Genomic DNA, 13424 nt, shown 5'->3' with positions numbered 1-13424 from the left:
AATGATTGAATTTGATAATTTAGAAGAATATTTAAAATGCGGCTTAGATTTTACCGATTTTTTTGAAAGAGAGATTTTTGATTATTTATTAAAGCGTGATGGAAAATTATTTTACAATCCAGCAACTCGAATGATGTGTTATATCCATTTAACACCTATTTACTACGTAGAACAGAATTATGTGGGAAATCGAACATATTTATAGTGAAAAGAGAGGTAAGAGGGGAAAATCAGCCAAAAAAACGAAGATCATTAACGTCAATTATTTAAAATATTTTTTAGTTTACATAATATACACTTAACAAATAGTTGCTATTTATTGATGGGTATATTATGCAACTAAAAAAATACTAATTAGAGGTTACTTCGGTAACTTCTTTTTTTTTTGCATTGTAGGGTGGAAAGTCGAAAAATTCATGCAAACTAATGCCTAACCCGTTACAAATTTTTTCAATTGTTTTTAAGGTTGGGCTTTTTTGGTCATTAATTATATTGTTTAAGGTTGACTGTGTTAGGTTTGACCTTTTCGCCAATTCATTGATGGATATATTTTGATCGTCTGTTAAATTTTTAATTCTTTCTGCTATTAAATTGTAATTGTACATTGTAAAAACTCCTTTCTTTTATACATGAATTATAACATTTTTATTTAACTCTTTATGGTTGACAAGATTCTCGTTTTAAGGTATTCTTAATTTGTTAAGTTAACTATAAAGAGTTAAAAGAAAGGGGAATAAAAATGTTAGTAAGTAATGGAGATTTTATTTTTTTAGAAAAAGAAGACAAAGTAAGTAAGAACGGAATGCCTTTTTCTTTAGTACATTTTGCAGATGAAAAGAATTATCAGAAGTTGGAATATTTCGCTGACGCAAATATTAAAATATCAGCTGGTCAAGGTGCTAAATGTAAATTCACTTTAAAACCTGAAAAACGTGGGTATAGAACTGAACATTCTTGTATTGCAATAGTAGCGGTGTAGGCCATGGAAGAAGAAATCTTACTAGAGCTTAAAACGTTAAATGAGCGACTAGCTAAAGATTTTGAGTTAAGGAGCGAGCAACTCAAAATAGAGCAAGCACGCTTTGAAAACGAACTGGAACTACAATCAATTGCAGAAGCTGAAAAGGTTGAGCAGGAAGCACAACTAGAATTAGATCGTGCGAAAAGTGAACAAAGAGCATTGCAAATTGAACAATACATCGAAAAAGTACAATCTGACGAAGAACTTGAAAAACAAGAGTTGTCTCGTCAAGAAATGATACAAGCGATCAATGAAATTGACAATACAGATACACTTACTCAAATTAATGAAAAACTGACTGAATTAATTGAAGTTAATCAAAAGACTGAAATTGATGAAATTCAAGGGGAATTAAATTACTTTAATGGTCGTGCTATCATGCTTACTTTATTGTTTTTTATCCCTTTGTATCTCACCATTAGATGGCTGAATAGTTTCTTTAATTCTGCATCAGCTTTTTAATATAAAATTTAAAAATGAAAAGAGGTGTTTTTATATGTTAGGAGCGGGATTATTTACTACTGAAATGTTTACACCAATTGTCACTGCAGTAACGGAGATTGTGCCTATCGCTATTGGTGCAGGTGTTGGAATCTTTTCGGTAACTTGGGTTGCTAAAAAAGGATTCGGACTTGTTAAATCAATGATGAACAAGGGTTAATAGCTATTTTAGATATTTTTGTGAATTGTCGGAAGGCAGGCGTAATTGCCTGTCTTTTTTATTTAAATCGAAAGGAGATTATAAAAATGAACTATAAAAAATGGGCTAAAAGATTGGGTATAGTTTTTTTAGTATTGGTTTTGCTGGGTCTTATGATTACGTTTATGCCGTTGATGGATCTAGCGACATATTACCTAGTCAATCTAGCGATATTGATGATTCAAATAGCGGTAGCGTTAGTAGTACTCAAGATAGCTTTACAGTTGATTCTGTGGGCGTTTGGGCGCAAGGTGATACAAGTGCCGTTGTTGATTCAGAAAATCAATCACAAGTTAATGGCCAAGATTTAATAAGTGGTTCTGCATCTGGAGAATATGAACTTATACCTTTCGTTCAATTCGATGAACTACAAGGTGAACAAGCTTATGCTACACAAGAAATAATTCCTTTTGGTTCGCCTAGGTATGCAAATACTGCTTATCCTGAACCTGTAACGGATCCTACAAGTTCTACTGCTACAATTGGTTCTTATTTTTTTAATTGGAATGTATGGACGTTTAATCCTGTATTAAGTGCTCAACAAAACGTACAAAATCAAGCTAAAAATATTGATTTGATTTTAAGACAATCAAAAAATAGTTTTTCTGCCTTGGTTTCAAATCAAGCTAGTATGGCTAGTGAGCTTAATAGTCATTTGTCTTGGATTAATACGCTTTGGGATTGGGAAACAACTGGAAGAGCTAGAGTTAATAATCTTTGGACTTGGTCTAGTGGTGTTGATAAAAAAAATGCAACTCAAGATACTAGTATATCGTCAAATACTTCTAGTATTAGTCAATTGTGGACTGCTAATCAAGATAGATATAACGATATAAGTAATATTTGGGGCGTTAATGCAACACAAGATACAACTATAACTAGTAATTTTACACAAGCCACAAAATGGAATACTGAACGATATAACGACATAAAAAATATTTGGGGCGTTAATGCAACACAAGACACAACGATAACTAGTAATTTTACGCAAGCCACAAAGTGGAATACTGAACGATATAACGATATAAAAAATATTTGGGGTGTTAATGAAACACAAGATACAACAATATCAAATCTGCGTAAAGATGCGACACAGTGGAATTCTGAACGAGCTACTCAAATAGAAACTATTTGGGGTGTTAATGCAACACAAGACACAACGATAACTAGTAATTTTACGCAAGCCACAAAGTGGAATACTGAACGATATAACGATATAAAAAATATTTGGGGTGTTAATGAAACACAAGATACAACAATATCAAATCTGCGTAAAGATGCGACACAGTGGAATTCTGAACGAGCTACTCAAATAGAAACTATTTGGGGTGTTAATGAAACACAAGATACAACAATATCAAATTTGCGTAAAGATGCGACACAGTGGAATACAGACCGATACAACGAAATTCGAGGCGTGAACTCTGATTCTGAAAGTCGTGATACTGCTTTATCTAATCGTTTGGACGAAATCGAATCTTTTGATTTTGGTAGCATTATCGACTTAACAATTTTAGTTACCGCTATTAATGCAGTAGGTAGCAAAGTACAAAAATTAGTTGATACATTTGACGTTACTACGATTAAATCAGGTACGTTTACATTCTTTCTTCAAGCGAACATTAAAACGCAAACAGATGCGATTACGCAAGCTTTAGCAATGGTTGATGAATCTATAAACGATAATTTTGTAAACTACTTTAGTGATTCTAAAAATGGGCAATTTTGGACGGCTTATAAAGAATTTAGTGATTTTCAAATGGCTGTTTTTTTCGGTGTGTTTTTTGAAAGTTTACAAGAAGAATGGGAATCAAACTGGCTTACGGTTTTAGATGTTTGGAATACTACGAATAGTTTTCTAGCAACGATTGCTGGGTGGTTAGATCAGATTCAATTGGGAGTTGCTGATAGTAAAGAAATTTTGGCTATCATTACTAACTGGCTCAAACTTATTTATGAAAAACCTATTGCAAGTGTTAACGTGCCGAGTTTTGATTTTGATCGTCTCGAGCGTATTCTTAAAAAATTAGAATTTGGCGAAGTCGTTAATGAAGCAGGTACAAACATTTGGGATTTTTTAACAGGCTTAGTTGATACGTTAGGCGATCTTATTGAAACGCAACTAAAAGAATTTACAAAAGTTTTATCTGAAATATTAGATTTTTTAGATGGTTTAATTGATAAAATGATCGGTTTAATAGTTCCTCAAAATCTAGATTTTATGCGTCAAGGTTTTGATGATGTCAATCTTAAATTTAAAGCGAAATTTGGTAATTTTTTAAATATATCAGCAAGTATTACACAAATGTTCCAGCCAATAGAGAAAGATTTTATTAGTGAATTAAGTTTTGATTTTATGGGTGTTCCATTTGTGCCAGATATAGCTATTTTAGCTACATTTGTGCCTAAATTTAGAAATGTTGTTGCTTTGCTGATGTGGTTTAACGTTGGTTGGTGGGCATTCAGACGATTCACAGGAACGGGGGATGTAGTCAATGATAATTGAGTTATTATTTTCTCTAATTTTTGGGCTAGTCGATATGATTTTATCGCTAGTTCCAACTGTTGACTTAAACTTTCAAATGCCAGACACAACTTTTTTTAGGGAAATGCTTGGGCTGGCTGATTACTTTTTTCCTGTCGGGACAATGATCGCTTGTATTGCGTTAATAATTGCAGTACAAAACATAGCTTTCATTTTAAAAATAGTGAATTACATTTGGAATAAAATTCCATTTATCTAGTATAAAAAATTATATTGTGGGGAAGGTTTGCGACTCGCAAACAGACCCACAAATAATTTTTATGGAGACAAAAGAAAGGATATTAAAATGGGTAAAAGAATTTTATTAATGAAATATATTTTGAAGGATTTAAAACACGCTAGGGCGTTACGTAAGCAGGGCATAAAGCCGTTTAATGACTTTGGTTTGACGTTGTTTACAGGTCGGCAGGGTGCAGGGAAAACCATGTCTATGGTCTATGAAGCGGAAGTTTTAAGACAAAAATATCCCAATTTATATATTTGTTCGAACTTTGGCTATATCCATGAAAACGAGTCGTTGAAAAGTTTAACGGATATTACTAACGCTGTTTTAAGAGCGAATGAATTGGGGTGTGTTGGTACGCTTATTTTATGGGACGAGATTCAAAATGATTTTGATAGTTTTAGCAAAGTTTCACGTGATGTGTTGCGAGTGGTTACTCAACAACGAAAACAATCCATAAAAATATTAGGTACGTCTCAAGTTTTTACACGAGTTTCTAAAGCTTTGCGAGAACAGACTTTTGAGGTTGTCATGTGTCGCACGATCTTCAAGCGTTGGACGGTTGGCAGATTCTACGATGCGGACGAATTTAATCATAATATTGATAAACCAGAAGAAAAAAGAAAAATGTATCCACTTAAAAAGGTGAGTTTTGTTCAAACTGATGAAATTCGTGATCTTTATGACTCCTACGCTGTTATTAGAACGCTACAAGAACAAGCGATTGAAGAAAAGAAAAACCCAAACAAAAATATTTATGTTGTTAATCAATAGCAGAAAATAGAGTTTTGTGTCAAGTATAAATGTCTGACCGTAGGGAATTTATGCCTTGATACAAGTAAGTAGAAACACTTTAATTTTTCCTTTTGTCAGCAATGACGAAAGGGAATGCCCAACGGCGAGTGTAATCCCTCAAGCTTGAGGGCTGGGGAGCTGACTATTAAAAAATTTTGGGATTGCCTTTTTTAAAAGGCAAGGTCTTAGGAAGGTTGATAATTATGTTTGAAATGACTGTTAAAAAAGTTAATGTTTCAAAAATTGGCGATCGAATAAGCCAAACAATTATTTTAGAAAAAGATAAAGAAGAATATTTGCTAGTTGTGAATAAAAAAATAGATTTATCACCGTTTAAAAAAGGGGATAAAGTTCTGGTTACGTTTGAAATCTCTCGAAAAGGTTCGTTAAATTCGCCTTATTTTTATATCAAAGAAATTGAAAAAAATGTTATTTTAATCAAAGAGCGTGAAGCCTATGCCTGAATCAAAAACGCAAAAGGCCCCGTTTACTAACAGGGGGCCTAAGAATACATTACCAAACTCTTTAACCTCTTGTGTAGACTGGTTTTCATGCACTTTTTTGTCTTGCAAAAACTGGCAAGAAATTGCAGGAGTTTTTTTCATTGATTTAGATAAGTTTGAAGTTTCTGATGGTGGTTTTAATGGTTATAAAAAGAAGGCAGTTTATGAGCATATTCAGATTTTTTATGATGGTACTCCACAAATGGGCGTTTTCATTAATTTAAGCGGTCAAGGGTGCCGTCAAATGGAAGAAATACTTGAATTTCTTTCGATGGATTGGAAAGATTTTTTCGGGTACGTTCGAGGTTTTCACATCAATATCACTCGTTTAGATATTGCGATAGATGATTTCAAAGGTATATTTAAAATTAAACAATTGGAAAGTGCTTTGCGTCGTGGTTGTGTCATTTCTAAGTTTCGCAAGGCTCGGAATTTTGAAACGATTGAAATTGAGACAGGCAAAACAGAAGGACAAACTTTATATTTTGGGAAAAAAGATGTTGTCATTCGTTTTTATGATAAATACCAAGAACGATTAGCCAAAAATAAAATTTTTAATGATGATATTACTTTTTGGAATCGTACAGAATTACAATTACGGGGTGATCGTGCGAAAAGTGCCATTGATATTATTGTCGATAATAATCATGATCTCGGGGAATTTGTGAAAGGTGTTTTAAATCGTTATATTGCTTTTAAAGTAAAGGGTACTGATAGCAATAAATCACGCTGGAACAATGCCCGCTGGTGGAATAAATTTCTCGGTGACGTGGAGAAAATAAGTTTATCAATGCAAGCACCCGATAAATCGGTACTAAGGACGAAGAATTGGATTGATACGCAAGTCGTTGGTAGTTTTGCTATGTTGTATGAGTCGCTTGGAAATGATCCGTTAACGATTGATTATATGCTTAAAATTGGACGTGATAAAATGTCAGATAGACAAAAGCAAATGTCAAAAGAATTTCAACTTGATTTAAGAAAGAGAATTGCTCTGAAAGAACAAATGCGTGAAGAATTAGACTATTTCGATGAAGAATATCAGCGTGAGTTTATAGACGTAATTTGATATAATATAAATGACAATTTAGACAAATATTTAAAAAAGAAAATTGTACAAATTTTTGAAAGAGTTGATAAAGTTGAATCAAGGTCCAACTGCTACAGGTACAATAATAGAAAGTGTAATATCTCATGAACTGATTCAATTTCTAGAATTAGTCAATATTTTTTTATTTTTGATTGCGTTGATAGGTTTATTTTATTATTCGAATAAAATTTACCTTGTAAGTGACAAGTATAAACAATTTAAAATAATAAAGACTATATTTGTAATAATATTCCTTTTACAGTTGTTTTTATTACTTTTTTAATTCAAAAGAGAGGTAACGGGCTAAAAAAGACCAAAAAAAATAAGCTCGTTGGCTTTAATTGTTTTTAAATTTATTGGTTTACATAATATACATTATAAGAAGTTGTATTTGAGATTTTAAGATGAACAAGAACCAATGATACTCTCGATCAAGGTCCCTTCTGTAACTAAAATCAGATCATTTTTCTCATTTTTTTCCTTTATTCGACTGTTTGCTATCAAAAACAAGAAAAAGTCACAAAATGAATTGTGACTTGGATGATTTGGTTTCATTCGGGATTGATTCGTTAAAAAATGTATTCGATGATCTGATCAATCTTTTTAATTTCGACTTCAGATAATTTTTCAACAAATTCAATGTTTCTTGTTTTGAAATCTAAGGATTTTAATTGCGCAATCACAACTTGACCATTAATTTTATTTTCTTTAGGTAATGTGAACTGAATCCGATTATTATTTACGGTTGATGTGATTGGACAAATGACAGCAAAAAAAGTTGCACGATTAAAGTCATAGCGCGAAACAACAACACCAGGACGTCGTTTTTGAATTTCTTTGCCGGCCGATGGATCAAAATCAATCCACACAATGTCGCCTTTTTCAGGGATATAGTGTTTATTTATCATAGCTTAAAGAACCTCGTTACCGACGGCCGGCATTTCTTCCCAAACGTCTTCTTGATAATAGGCTCCGTTTTCAACGTGCGCAAAAGGATCCTCTAATTTAGGAATTAACGTTATCGTATCATCTTCACCATAAACAACGATGTACTCTTTGTCTGGTTCTTGTTTGACACCGTTAAAAATGGGTAATGTTACGACAATTGAATTGCCATTTTTTCTAGATCGTGTTGTAAGCATTCTTAATCACTCCTTTATACCTTAAGTATACTGAGTATATCCGATACAGTCAAATGGATTGAAATACTTTATAAAATCATTAACACTCTTTAAGCACTTCATATTGAAAGCCGAAATAGTGATACTGTTGTTTTTGATACATCTCACGCGGTGTATCTTCACCGTCAGCAACTAAAATAATCATTTTATCTGGGTAGTGATCCATTGCAAAACGTTGCAGATGACTCCCTACCCCCTTTTTTTGGTAGGATTCACTAACTGATAATTCATCAATTTCAACCGTATCTTTTGACAGAATAAGATCAACGTAACCAACCGCTTGTCCTTCATAAAAGGCCAATAATTGCTGCACATTGGGTTCATCAACTATTTTTTTGATTAAATTAGCTTTTTGATCCGCAAATTCACGCCCAAATGCTAAATCATTTTGATATTTTAACTGTTGAAGAATGGCTAATGTCTCTTTCGTAACGGTTTGAATCGAAATAGCTGGATTTATCTCTATCAAAGGAAATGACTGCGGCTTGATACCGTAGAGTTCTAAAAACCCTTGTGAATAGCCATTTTCTTTTAAATAATTCTGGATTTCCTCCGTCGGTTGTTGATTTTCTGGAAAATAAAATTTTAAATGATTTTGACCATGCTTCAGATGATATTCACGTAAGTAGCCTTCTACTTCTTTAAACGTTTCAACTGTCGGCATTCTTTTGAATTCGATAAAGTTACTATCATAGCGCATCAGCATTTCTGGATAATGAATTTGTCGATAACACGCATTTTCGACAATTACATGTCCTCGTGTAAAAATATTTTGAAAAGTAATTTTTTTCATATTAAGTATCCTTTCTGAGAAAAAGTAAATTGCTTGTTATTTAAGAATTGTCGTCGTATTGAGATTTTGAAGTAAACACCTCTTCTCTTCTCTGCTCTTCTTCCTCTGTCAACAAAAGTAAAAGCAGATACTATTCACACTCAAAACAGTAAGTGTAACTTCTGATTCTCAAACTGAATCAGTTGGTGTTGGTGATCAAACTTGCCAATAAACACATCTGGCATGGTTAATGTTTGAAATTGGTCATAACCAAACTGGCCTTTTGTGAGTTCATAAAATAAGACAGAAAAAGCTGTTCCATGACCGCAAATAATGCAATCTCCCGCCGTACTGGATAAGATTTCGTTGAAAGTTGGCACAATTCGGCTCTTCACATCATTTAACGACTCACCCTCAGCAAGCTTATAGTCAAAATCCTCCCATTGTTGCTTAGCATAGGCATCAAAATCTGCTACCCAGTGTCCTACTCGGCGCTCAGTTAGCCCATCTCGCAAGTTAATCGATTGCTTTAAGGCGTTAGCGGTCGGTTTGACTGTGTCAATTGTTCTTTGAAACGGACTTGCAAAAATGTGCTGGATTTCTTGATTCAGAAAATATGGGACTAACTTTTCAGCAAGTACCTTCCCTTTCTTTGATAACGGGGCCATTTCATGTTTGACTGTTGTGTCTCGGATTGAATGGCGTAAAAAATAGACGATTGTCATGATTAATTCCTTCCTTTGTCTTAGTATTGTGGATTGTCACTTTATAAATTGTCCCACAATTACGTTTCCTGACACGGGACAAATTTCCAGCACTATCTGCTTGGTAACGTAATTTAACGGTACTGTTAAATTTTCTTTCTTCAGAACCTCGTTTTATCTCCCGGACAATAGTTGATCGGTGTCGGCCTAATATCCGGGCAATCTCTGATGGTGACAACTTCTCATCTAAGTAGGACTCAATTTTCCCACGCTCTTCTCGAGTTAGATGTGTATAATTCATTGAAAGTCTCCCCTTTCTCATCAGGATACGAAGTAACTTACTGAAGATTTGACAATGAGCTTCACAGATCATTACAGATCATTACAGATCATCCGAACGAGAAAGCCCATTCCTTTAGGGTGGAAAAATAATCAAAGACCTGAACTCCGACTTCATTAGCGGAAATTCAGGTCTTTGGTTTCTTCAGTTATAATCTAATTTCTTAATAGCTTTAAATTGAGAACAAAGCGATGGGATAATATGAAACAACAAATCATAATTTTATCCAATGAGGGGTGTCTTTAGCCAATTCTAAGTCATGGGTGACATAAATGACTGCTTTCCCGGTTTGGTTTAATTTTTTCAATAGCTCAAAGACAAGATCTCGATTCTTTTGATCTAAATTACCTGTCGGTTCATCAGCAAATACGTATTCGGATTCTTTGAGATACAAACGTGCAATCGCTACTCGCTGTTGTTCGCCACCGGATAATTGATACACTTTTTTCGTTAAAATCTCTTTATCTAAATTAACAAACTGTAACGCTTCTTCCATCAATGCCTGCTTGTTTTTACTCTTTTGATAAAATAGAGCAATTCCTAAATTGTTTGCAACGGTCTCGTTATCAATCAATGCATAGTTCTGAAAGAGATACCCGAATTCGTGGCGCTGCATCAGCATGGTTTCTTTTTGGCTGCGCTGTTTTTTCCCGTCGATAGCGACATCACCTGAATCAGGTGTTTCCAGAAGACCCAGTATATTTAAAATGGTGGTTTTTCCTGATCCTGATTCTCCCGTGATGGCGATGAAATCACCTTTATGAATCGTTAAGGTGAAATTGGAAATAATGGTTTTATCCTTGTATTTCTTTGTTATATTAATAGCCTCAATCAGCTTAATCTCCTCCTTTTATTATCGTTGCAAACGAAGTCCTTCTTAGCCTTTGATCAATAAAAAATAAAAGTGTCAAATCAAATACCAATAAAAGCAATCCGATACCCAATACAGATGTCCCTAAAAACACCGCCGATATGCCAGCGATACTGATTGAACTCAGAATAAAGAACAGCAAGAAACGATCGTGTCTTCGAATGAACGAGTAGCCATATATCGATTTAATAAAAATAATTTTTTTGTTTTTTTCAAAATACTGTGCCATTAACCCGTAAAGCACCGTTACACTAGAGATAGCTAGTAAAATGATTAAAAAGATGGATGTTTTAATTTGATTTTGAAGCTGTGTAATCATTTTCCCTTGTTGATTAAAAACAGAAACAGTACTGCGAATAACGTGTGAAAGATTGTATTTTGCTAAGAAGCTAGAGAGATCACCGTAAGCATCAATGTTACTTGTTTGGAAGAAGAAAGAGCCAGACATCGTTTCGCTAAGTCTGCTTGGATGGACACTGCCAGTATAGATCATTGCGATAGGGTCTAGAATTTTATTACCTTCTGTCACTCTAACCTTGTCATTGAAGGTGAAATAGTGTTGGTTGTCTTTCACATAGATGATGTTGACGGATAGTTCTGTCATTTCCCTCGTATTTTCGGTCAAGCCAAGCTCGTTATTGTAAATGTTTTCGATGTCGATTTTTGAAAAATAAAAATCTTCTAGATACAATTGCAAAATCTCGTCCTCGTGCATCGATAATTTTTCGGGAACTAAAATATTAAGGACATCTGAGTCCCAGTTAATTTGCTCTTGAACCGCAATGCCATTACTTGCGATGATCGGATTCAAATCTAGAAAGTTAGGGCTAATTGTCACACTGTATCCATGCGGTGATAACGCTAGTGATGGCGCCGTTTCCATATCTACATATGGCCGGGCTCCTAAATCCATATAATAGATATTTCTAGAATCCATAATAAAAGCATTCTTTTCCTTTGCCAAACTTTCATAGAGTGCCACTTGATCTGTTGCGATTTCTAAGTCAATCGCTAAATCATTTGACTGGCCGACAGAGTAAACCTGCGTGTAATGAGTGTTCCTGGCTAACTCCCAATCGGAAAGTGCAGCCAATCGATCATTTAACTCTCCGATATTAGCGATAGCTAAGCCACTAAAAACGAAAATCGTGACGGAAAAAGTGAATTTCGTTAAATATTGAATCGATTGCAGCAGGACATGGGGAGTTCTTCCTTTTAAAATCTGCGTGGTTTTCATAAATGATAAGTAAATACTCATAAATAGCTGAAAAACAACGACGTAAAAAATAGAGAGAATGAGAAAAACTCCGACAAAGGCAATGGAAATCAAAGGAAAGAGTGAGCTGTAACCACTTAAAAATGCATATAATATCGTTAGAATATACGAGACGATAAATGATTGCCCGAGTAATTTCAATAAATCAATTGTGGCTTTTTTTAGGACAAAAAATTTACTATGCCCATGAATTAAAAAGACTGCGCTAGCTTTAAGTTGTCTCACCGCATAGCTAATAAAGGCGGTAATGACACAAATAAACAGCAATAACGAGATGACAATAAATTCAATCATTTGCCGCTCAGTTATGCGATTCAAGAGAGTCGGTTGGTTATTGATAGACAGGAGTTCAACATAATGGATATTTTGTTCTAATAAGTAAACGAAAGGTTCAATAATGGACTTATCCGAGCTATGCACAAAGAAAATACCATCTAGTGAAACATTGGCTGCATTTTCAATGTGGCTGACAGCAAGATTAAAACCAGGAGCAATACTTTTGAATGTCCCGACCTGTGCCGCTTCTCCGGTATTGTTGACACTGATAAATTCATTTTCGCCAACTAAAGGCAAGCGCCCTTTCGTTAGTTTGATTCTCCCAGCTAAGGATAAATCCGATGTGTAGATAATGACATTGTTATCATCTATAAAGACTTCTTTAGACACTGTCAGATGTTGTTTTTCTGCTTGATCCAGGAAGAATTGATATTCTTCATTGGTCTTAAAAACAAGAGACAAAGAAGTGGTGTCAGCATTTAGTGATGTCGTTGCATAACTGTTTATAAATAATAAACCATAGAGTGATAAAACAAACATCTGTATTGAGATTAAAAATAGAATTGACTTTCTCATTGATTGCTCCTTTATAAAAATAATAGCAAGATAAGCGCCGTCCAATACATGACTTTGGGCACTGGGCGGCGATTGAAAAGATGAGCTTATTTTAATGTTTAAAGACTTACGGGTTTCCTAAACTCCAATAAGCGGAATTAGATCCTGAAGTCGTTCTCTTAATTGTTGCATAACTGTTAAACCCAGGATTTTTCCAACCGCCAGTCGCCTCTACTCCTTTGCCATCCCTAACAATTGCTCGGCCTTTTGCTTTACCAGCCCCTGTAGATTCGCCTGTCACGCTATACCAAACAGAACCAAAACCTAAGTCACTTGTATTTCCGTAGGTCCAAGTTCCTTTGAGGTTACCAGACTTGATTGCTTCTCTAGAAGAAGGAAGTTCCAGTTCGCCTTGAATTTGAGTGTGGACAATAGTCGTTGCTTCATCAACAACAACGGAACCGCTAATTTCTGATGCAGTTGCTGATGCTGGTGCAGATAGTCCAAAAGATAATATTGCGATTGTTGCTTTAGATAGTACTAATTTATTAATCATCTCTTTCAATCCAATT

At 34.4% G+C, this 13424-nt stretch carries 17 protein-coding genes and 1 pseudogene; 9 read left to right on the top strand and 9 right to left on the bottom strand.

Annotated features, from left to right (window positions below; genetic code table 11):
* Position 1: 1 nt before the first annotated feature.
* Positions 2-205 carry a hypothetical protein gene (locus IGI68_RS10315; RefSeq protein WP_438732658.1) on the top strand — a complete coding sequence of 68 codons (204 nt, stop codon included), beginning with the start codon at positions 2-4 and terminating at the stop codon, positions 203-205.
* A 145-nt stretch (positions 206-350) separates the two neighbouring features.
* Here the strand turns inward: IGI68_RS10315 and IGI68_RS10310 are convergent, their stop codons facing one another.
* Entirely contained in the window at positions 351-605 is a 255-nt protein-coding gene (locus IGI68_RS10310) for a helix-turn-helix domain-containing protein (RefSeq protein WP_438732656.1), read from the bottom strand.
* A 134-nt stretch (positions 606-739) separates the two neighbouring features.
* Between IGI68_RS10310 and IGI68_RS10305 the strand changes: the two genes are divergently transcribed.
* From IGI68_RS10305 to IGI68_RS10270, 8 genes are all read left to right on the top strand, one after another.
* Positions 740-979, top strand: coding sequence for a hypothetical protein (locus IGI68_RS10305; RefSeq protein ID WP_438732654.1), 240 nt, complete (start codon positions 740-742; stop codon positions 977-979).
* Between the two features lie 3 nt (positions 980-982).
* On the top strand, positions 983-1483 hold the full coding sequence (locus IGI68_RS10300; RefSeq protein WP_438732652.1) for a hypothetical protein: 501 nt from the start codon (positions 983-985) through the stop codon (positions 1481-1483).
* 34 nt (positions 1484-1517) lie between these two features.
* Positions 1518-1682, top strand: a complete 165-nt coding sequence (locus IGI68_RS10295) for a hypothetical protein (protein ID WP_438732650.1) — start codon at positions 1518-1520, stop codon at positions 1680-1682.
* 271 nt (positions 1683-1953) lie between these two features.
* On the top strand, positions 1954-4227 hold the full coding sequence (locus IGI68_RS10290; RefSeq protein ID WP_438732648.1) for a hypothetical protein: 2274 nt from the start codon (positions 1954-1956) through the stop codon (positions 4225-4227).
* Positions 4217-4465 (top strand): hypothetical protein, encoded by a 249-nt coding sequence (locus tag IGI68_RS10285; protein WP_438732646.1) that lies wholly within the window; start codon positions 4217-4219, stop codon positions 4463-4465. The genes IGI68_RS10290 and IGI68_RS10285 overlap by 11 nt, the downstream gene beginning before the upstream one ends.
* 87 nt (positions 4466-4552) lie before the next feature.
* The gene (locus IGI68_RS10280) at positions 4553-5263 is read left to right on the top strand and encodes an ATPase (protein ID WP_438732644.1); all 711 of its coding nucleotides are present in this window, start codon (positions 4553-4555) and stop codon (positions 5261-5263) included.
* 224 nt (positions 5264-5487) lie between these two features.
* Entirely contained in the window at positions 5488-5748 is a 261-nt protein-coding gene (locus tag IGI68_RS10275) for a hypothetical protein (protein ID WP_438732642.1), read from the top strand.
* On the top strand, positions 5741-6856 hold the full coding sequence (locus IGI68_RS10270; protein WP_438732640.1) for a replication initiation factor domain-containing protein: 1116 nt from the start codon (positions 5741-5743) through the stop codon (positions 6854-6856). Before IGI68_RS10275 ends, IGI68_RS10270 begins: the two co-directional genes overlap by 8 nt.
* A 590-nt stretch (positions 6857-7446) precedes the next feature.
* Here the strand turns inward: IGI68_RS10270 and IGI68_RS10265 are convergent.
* From IGI68_RS10265 to IGI68_RS10230, 8 genes and pseudogenes are all read right to left on the bottom strand, one after another.
* Positions 7447-7785: a type II toxin-antitoxin system PemK/MazF family toxin gene (locus IGI68_RS10265; RefSeq protein WP_438732638.1), complete on the bottom strand. Its 339-nt coding sequence runs from the start codon at positions 7783-7785 to the stop codon at positions 7447-7449.
* 3 nt (positions 7786-7788) lie between these two features.
* Positions 7789-8019: a type II toxin-antitoxin system PemI/MazE family antitoxin gene (gene mazE / locus IGI68_RS10260; RefSeq protein ID WP_071873843.1), complete on the bottom strand. Its 231-nt coding sequence runs from the start codon at positions 8017-8019 to the stop codon at positions 7789-7791.
* A gap of 79 nt (positions 8020-8098) precedes the next feature.
* Positions 8099-8851: a GNAT family N-acetyltransferase gene (locus IGI68_RS10255; RefSeq protein ID WP_438732636.1), complete on the bottom strand. Its 753-nt coding sequence runs from the start codon at positions 8849-8851 to the stop codon at positions 8099-8101.
* Positions 8852-8991: 140 nt separating this feature from the next.
* Positions 8992-9555 (bottom strand): histidine phosphatase family protein, encoded by a 564-nt coding sequence (locus IGI68_RS10250; protein WP_438732634.1) that lies wholly within the window; start codon positions 9553-9555, stop codon positions 8992-8994.
* Positions 9556-9697: 142 nt separating this feature from the next.
* A pseudogene (locus IGI68_RS10245) lies at positions 9698-9835 on the bottom strand (helix-turn-helix domain-containing protein); the annotation flags it as partial.
* Between the two features lie 253 nt (positions 9836-10088).
* Entirely contained in the window at positions 10089-10691 is a 603-nt protein-coding gene (locus IGI68_RS10240) for an ATP-binding cassette domain-containing protein (protein ID WP_438733276.1), read from the bottom strand.
* A gap of 19 nt (positions 10692-10710) precedes the next feature.
* Positions 10711-12873, bottom strand: coding sequence for a DUF1430 domain-containing protein (locus IGI68_RS10235; RefSeq protein WP_438732632.1), 2163 nt, complete (start codon positions 12871-12873; stop codon positions 10711-10713).
* 106 nt (positions 12874-12979) lie between these two features.
* Positions 12980-13408: a hypothetical protein gene (locus tag IGI68_RS10230; RefSeq protein ID WP_438732630.1), complete on the bottom strand. Its 429-nt coding sequence runs from the start codon at positions 13406-13408 to the stop codon at positions 12980-12982.
* Between the last annotated feature and the right edge of the window lie 16 nt (positions 13409-13424).

The sequence above is a fragment of the Enterococcus sp. DIV1314a genome (assembly GCF_051713805.1).
Classification (GTDB): Bacteria; Bacillota; Bacilli; order Lactobacillales; family Enterococcaceae; genus Enterococcus_I; species Enterococcus_I aquimarinus.
Note: the sequence above shows the minus strand (reverse complement) of the source record. Positions and strands in the feature narration are given on the sequence as shown.